The sequence below is a fragment of the Megasphaera sp. AF13-6AC genome, from assembly GCF_027685385.1.
In the GTDB taxonomy this organism is placed as follows: domain Bacteria; phylum Bacillota; class Negativicutes; order Veillonellales; family Megasphaeraceae; genus Megasphaera; species Megasphaera micronuciformis.
Genome location: NZ_JAQCUN010000253.1, coordinates 1 through 1041, shown reverse-complemented (window position 1 = coordinate 1041; position 1041 = coordinate 1). Strand labels below are relative to the sequence as shown.

The window sequence follows — 1041 nt, the reverse complement described above, 5'->3', positions numbered from 1 at the left end:
ATGCCTTAGTCCCAATGCGGATAAGATGCTTCGACCGGTCTTTACTTCTTCAGCCGGATCATCTGTAAGAGAAACGCGAATAGTATCCCCTATACCGGCATACAATAAACTACCGATACCGATAGCCGACTTCACCGTTCCGTCTCGTAAAAGACCGGCTTCAGTAACCCCTAAATGAAAGGGGTAATCCACTTTTTCAGCTAACAGGCTATAAGCCTCTATCATTAAAGGTACATCCGAGGCCTTTAATGATATGACCAAATTTTTATAATCCAGGTGCTCACAAATCCGAATATGGCGTAATGCCCCTTCAACCATACCTTCAGCTGTAGGATGACCATTGTAAGTCGCTAAAATATCAGATGGTAAGGACCCGGCATTGATACCGATACGAATAGGTATGTTACGTTTTTTAACAGCATCTACTACGGCGCCTACACGGTCATCGGAACCGATGTTTCCCGGATTGATTCGTAATGCGTCTACCCCACTTGAAACGGACTCCAACGCCAGTCTATAGTCAAAATGTATATCCGCTACAATGGGCACGGGAGAGTCCTTCACAATATGTGATAACCCCTTGGCCGCTCTCATATCGGGAACGGCAAAACGAATGATTTCAGCTCCGTATGCCGCCAATCGTCTGGCATCTGCACTGCCCTTCACATAGTCGGCAGGATTGACGGTTGACATAGTCTGGACCGAAATAGGGGCCGAGCCGCCGATAACAGTTTGTCGAAGCTTAACTTCACGACACTTTCTTCTCTTCATAAAGTCCTCTAAAATCTGCTGATGTCCTGCACAAGAGCAAAAATAAACATGGCTCCTAAAATGATGACACCTGCCATTTGAATATAGTACAAGGCCTTCTTCGGCATTTTCCTACGCGTAATGCCTTCTAATAAGATCAATATAATATATCCGCCATCCAACATGGGAATAGGTAAGAGATTTAAAATCCCCAAATTAAGACTTAAAAAAGCCGTAAAGGTTAACAAGTTTACGAAACCCACAGATGCCGCCTGACCGGCTAATTGAGCA

The 1041-nt window shown here is 44.7% G+C and carries 2 protein-coding genes; both read right to left on the bottom strand.

What is annotated here, in order from left to right:
- Positions 1-771 (bottom strand): (E)-4-hydroxy-3-methylbut-2-enyl-diphosphate synthase (gene ispG / locus PGX78_RS08635; RefSeq protein ID WP_270446549.1); only part of this gene is annotated, 771 nt, incomplete at its 3' end.
- Positions 772-779: 8 nt separating this feature from the next.
- Positions 780-1041: site-2 protease family protein (locus PGX78_RS08630; protein WP_270446548.1), on the bottom strand; the 262-nt coding region annotated here is incomplete at its 5' end.